Origin of the sequence: Streptomyces sp. NPDC059524, from assembly GCF_042749255.1 — a bacterium.
Taxonomy (GTDB): domain Bacteria; phylum Actinomycetota; class Actinomycetes; order Streptomycetales; family Streptomycetaceae; genus Streptomyces; species Streptomyces xanthii.
Genome location: NZ_JBHYTK010000255.1, coordinates 1 through 4,486, shown reverse-complemented (window position 1 = coordinate 4,486; position 4,486 = coordinate 1). Strand labels below are relative to the sequence as shown.

Sequence of the window (4,486 nt, the reverse complement as noted above, 5' to 3'; positions counted from 1 at the left end):
TGTCCCCCCCCCCGGGCCCCCCCGCCGCGGGCCACCCCGCGCGGGGGCGGGGCCCCCCGCGGGCCGGCCGCGCCCACCCTCCCATGTCTGCGCGCCCGTCAGCGCTGCGGCCGGTACTCCTCGGCCCACACCTCGACACTGTCGGCGGCCCGCTCGAACGCGGTGGAGCGCCCCAGGAAGTCACCGTTGTGACTAGTCAGCAGCGTCGCCTGCTCCCCCTGCCGGTCCCGCCGTACGAGGACCAGCGCCTGCCCCTGGACCGTGCGGGGCAGCCCGAGCCAGCGCACCGGCTGCTGCACCGTACGGACGGTCACCACCGCGTTCCACGGGGCGGTCTGGGTGCGGAGGAAGGCGACGTGGCGTACGCCGCGCGCGCTCACCCAGGTGCCCATGCGCAGCAGGCGCAGGGCCGCCGCGATGATGAGCACGGCGAGCGCGCCGCAGAGCGAGGCCGCCGTGACGTCCCCGGCCGCGGCGATGATCACCGCGGCGACCAGCACGTACGAGGCGAGCAGCAGCAACAGGGCGGAAGCGGCCACCCGGTACGGCCCCGGTCGGTAGGGGCGACGCCACTGGTCCCGGTCGTCGAAGGGCAGCGCGGTGTCCGCCGCGGCCTCCTCGAAAGCACGGTCGGCCGTCAGAAAGGGCAGGGGCACGACTGGTCCTCACTCGCTCCACGCTGGATGGGCTCTGTGCCCGGTGAGGCTACCTACGCGTGCTCCGGCCTTCCACCTCAGGGGGCCGTACGAGCGTCGGTGTCAGCGCCCGTCCGACGCCTCCGACGTCTGCGTGTGCCCCGGAGCCTGGTCCTGCGACAGGGCCGGCATGCCGAACATCAGGGAGGCGACGAGCCCGCCGACGACGGTCAGTCCCACCAGGGCGCGCCCGGCGAACTGCCCGAAGGTGAGGCGTTCACGCGCGGGCGGCGTGACGTTGCTGCGGAACTTGTCGGCTTCAGCGACGAAGGCGAACGGAACAGGCTCGCGCCGACGAAACATGGGCGGTGCTTCTCCTCAGGAGGTCGAAGGACGGTCGAACGAAGGTGTCGAACGCACGGTGTGCACCTACACAGACGCTCGAACGCCCCGAAAGGTGCCCTGTTTCCCCGATTTCTCTGAAGTTCACTCTTCTTCGCCGGAGATCCACGGAGATCACCAGAGACCGCCGGGGATGAACGGAGATCACCGGGGATCGCCGCAGATCGGCCACGGATCGGCCTCGGATCCGCCGGCGGAACCCACCGCTCCGCGCCGTGAGCTCGAGCGGTACAGATGTGCGGATCATCCGCGCGAAGTGTCCGTATTGCGGCATTTCGTAAAGTTCATCTAGCCTGATCAAACGGACCCGGTACTGCCTGAACCCCCGAGCAGGCAGTGCCGGGATCCCACTTTGTCGTGAGTTGTCGCCGCCCCCGAGGGGGGACCCGGTGCTGAGCAGCGAGTAGCGTGTTACCCATGGCTCCGACCTCGACTCCGCAGACCCCCTTCGGGAGGGTCCTCACCGCCATGGTCACGCCCTTCACGGCGGACGGCGCACTCGACCTCGACGGCGCGCAGCGGCTCGCCGCCCACCTGGTGGACGCAGGCAACGACGGCCTGATCGTCAACGGCACCACGGGCGAGTCCCCGACCACCAGCGACGCGGAGAAATCGGATCTCGTACGAGCCGTGGTCGAGGCGGTCGGTGACCGCGCCCACGTCGTCGCCGGCGTCGGCACGAACGACACGCACCACAGCATCGAGCTCGCCGGCGCCGCCCAGCAGGCCGGCGCCCACGGACTCCTCACGGTCACGCCGTACTACAACAAGCCCCCGCAGGAGGGCCTGTACCGCCACTTCACGGCGATCGCCGACGCGACCGAACTGCCCGTGATGCTGTACGACATTCCGGGCCGCAGCGGTGTGCCGATCAACACGGACACGATCGTCCGCCTCGCCGAGCACCCGCGCATCGTCGCCAACAAGGACGCCAAGGGCGACCTCGGCCGCGCCAGCTGGGCCATCGCCCGCTCCGGCCTCGCCTGGTACTCCGGCGACGACATGCTCAACCTGCCACTCCTGTCCGTCGGCGCCTGCGGCTTCGTCTCCGTCGTCGGCCACCTCGTCGCCCCCGACCTGCGCGCCATGCTCGACGCGTACCTGTCGGGTGACGTACACAAGGCGACGGAGATCCACCAGAAGCTGCTCCCCGTCTTCACCGGCATGTTCCGCACGCAGGGCGTCATCACCACGAAGGCCGCTCTCGACCTCCAGGGCCTGCCGGCCGGACCGCTGCGCCTCCCCCTCGTCGAGCTGACCGCCGAGGAGACCGCCCAGCTCAAGATCGATCTTGCCGCCGGCGGGGTACAGCTCTGACAACAGACTTGGCAAAGCTTCACAACTGAACAACACAAGAAGAGCAAGACCGAAGAGTTACCAAGACAACTGCTAACTGCACGAACGTCACGCGCGCCACGTGCCCGACAGGTACGTGGCGTGCGTGGTGAGGAGAGTCTTTTGAGTCATCCGCATCCTGAACTCGGCGCCCCGCCGAAGCTCCCGAAGGGCGGCCTGCGCGTCACCCCGCTCGGCGGCCTCGGCGAGATCGGCCGCAACATGACCGTCTTCGAGTTCGACGGCCGTCTGCTGATCGTCGACTGCGGAGTGCTCTTCCCCGAGGAGGAGCAGCCCGGAATCGACCTGATCCTGCCGGACTTCACGTCCATCAGGGACCGCCTCGACGACATCGAGGGCATCGTCCTCACGCACGGGCACGAGGACCACATCGGTGCTGTCCCGTACCTGCTGCGCGAGAAGCCGGACATCCCGCTGATCGGCTCCAAGCTGACCCTCGCCCTGATCGAGGCGAAGCTCCAGGAGCACCGGATCCGCCCGTACACGCTGGAGGTCGCCGAGGGCGACCGCGAGCGGCTCGGCCCGTTCGACTGCGAGTTCATCGCGGTCAACCACTCGATCCCGGACGCGCTGGCCGTCGCCATCCGCACGCCCGCCGGCATGGTGGTGCACACGGGTGACTTCAAGATGGACCAGCTCCCGCTGGACCGTCGCCTGACCGACCTGCCCACGTTCGCGCGGCTCGGCGAGGAGGGCATCGACCTGCTCCTCACCGACTCGACGAACGCCGAGGTCCCGGGCTTCGTCCCGCCCGAGCGCGACATCTCGAACGTGATCCGCGGCGTCTTCGCCTCGGCCCGCAAGCGCATCATCGTCGCCTCGTTCGCCAGCCACGTGCACCGCATCCAGCAGGTCCTGGACGCGGCGCACGAGTACGGCCGCCGCGTCGCGTTCGTCGGCCGCTCGATGGTCCGCAACATGGGCATCGCCCGCGACCTCGGTTACCTGAAGGTCCCGGCCGGGCTCGTCGTCGACGTGAAGACGCTCGACGACCTCCCGGACGACGAGGTCGTCCTCGTCTGCACGGGCTCCCAGGGCGAGCCGATGGCCGCGCTCTCGCGCATGGCCAACCGCGACCACCAGATCCGCATCGTCTCCGGCGACACGGTGATCCTGGCGTCGTCGCTGATCCCCGGCAACGAGAACGCCGTCTACCGCGTGATCAACGGCCTGACCCGCTGGGGCGCGAACGTCGTCCACAAGGGCAACGCCAAGGTCCACGTCTCGGGCCACGCCTCGGCAGGCGAGCTGCTGTACTTCTACAACATCTGCAAGCCGAAGAACCTGATGCCGGTCCACGGCGAATGGCGCCACCTGCGCGCCAACGCGGAGCTCGGCGCCCTCACCGGTGTCCCGCACGACCGCATCGTCATCGCCGAGGACGGCGTCGTCGTCGACCTCGTCGGCGGCAAGGCCAAGATCGTCGGCAAGGTCCAGGCCGGATACGTCTACGTGGACGGCCTCTCCGTCGGCGATGTCGGCGAGCCGGCCCTGAAGGACCGCAAGATCCTCGGGGACGAGGGCATCATCTCGGTCTTCGTGGTCGTCGACTCCAGCACCGGCAAGATCACCAGTGGTCCCACGGTGCAGGCGCGCGGCTCCGGCATCGAGGACTCGGCGTTCAACGCCGTCATCCCCCGGATCCAGGAAGTGCTGGACAAGTCGGCCCAGGACGGCGTCGTCGAACCCCACCAGCTGCAGCAGCTCATCCGCCGCACGCTGGGCAAGTGGGTCTCCGACACCTACCGCCGGCGCCCGATGATCCTCCCGGTCGTCGTCGAGGTCTGACGGACCGTCTGGAGCGGGGCCCCTCGATTTGCATCGGGGCGCCCCGCTCCAGTACGTTTACGGCTCCGCCTGAGGGGAACGCGGCGCACTCACGTGCCCGATCCGGTCCCCGAGCGGGTGGAAAGACCGCCTCAGAATCTCTGATAAAGTCGGTCGAGCCGAAAGGGAAAACGCGAAAGCGAATCCCGGAAGGCAAAAGTAGGAAAACCTCCGAGGAAATCGGCCGGTGAAACGGTCTGATAGAGTCGGAAACGCAAGACCGAAGGGAAGCGCCCGGAGGAAAGCCCGAGAGGGTGAGTACAAAG

4 protein-coding genes are annotated in these 4,486 nt (G+C 68.8%); 2 read left to right on the top strand and 2 right to left on the bottom strand.

Translation table 11 applies throughout. From position 1 onward, the window contains the following. Positions 1-98: 98 nt before the first annotated feature. Together ACFW9D_RS37285 and ACFW9D_RS37280 are read right to left on the bottom strand one after the other, a co-directional pair. Positions 99-656: a hypothetical protein gene (locus ACFW9D_RS37285; protein ID WP_188336501.1), complete on the bottom strand. Its 558-nt coding sequence runs from the start codon at positions 654-656 to the stop codon at positions 99-101. Between the two features lie 102 nt (positions 657-758). Then, a complete protein-coding gene (locus tag ACFW9D_RS37280; RefSeq protein ID WP_188336500.1) occupies positions 759-998 on the bottom strand; it encodes a hypothetical protein in 240 nt (79 codons plus the stop codon). 456 nt (positions 999-1,454) lie between these two features. Here ACFW9D_RS37280 and dapA point away from each other — a divergent pair, with 456 nt between their 5' ends. Both dapA and ACFW9D_RS37270 read left to right on the top strand, forming a co-directional pair. Beyond that, positions 1,455-2,354, top strand: coding sequence for a 4-hydroxy-tetrahydrodipicolinate synthase (dapA, locus tag ACFW9D_RS37275; RefSeq protein WP_384629818.1), 900 nt, complete (start codon positions 1,455-1,457; stop codon positions 2,352-2,354). Positions 2,355-2,495: 141 nt separating this feature from the next. After that, complete coding sequence (locus tag ACFW9D_RS37270; RefSeq protein WP_188336498.1) at positions 2,496-4,181, top strand: ribonuclease J; 1,686 nt, start codon at positions 2,496-2,498, stop codon at positions 4,179-4,181. The last annotated feature ends 305 nt before the right edge of the window (positions 4,182-4,486 follow it).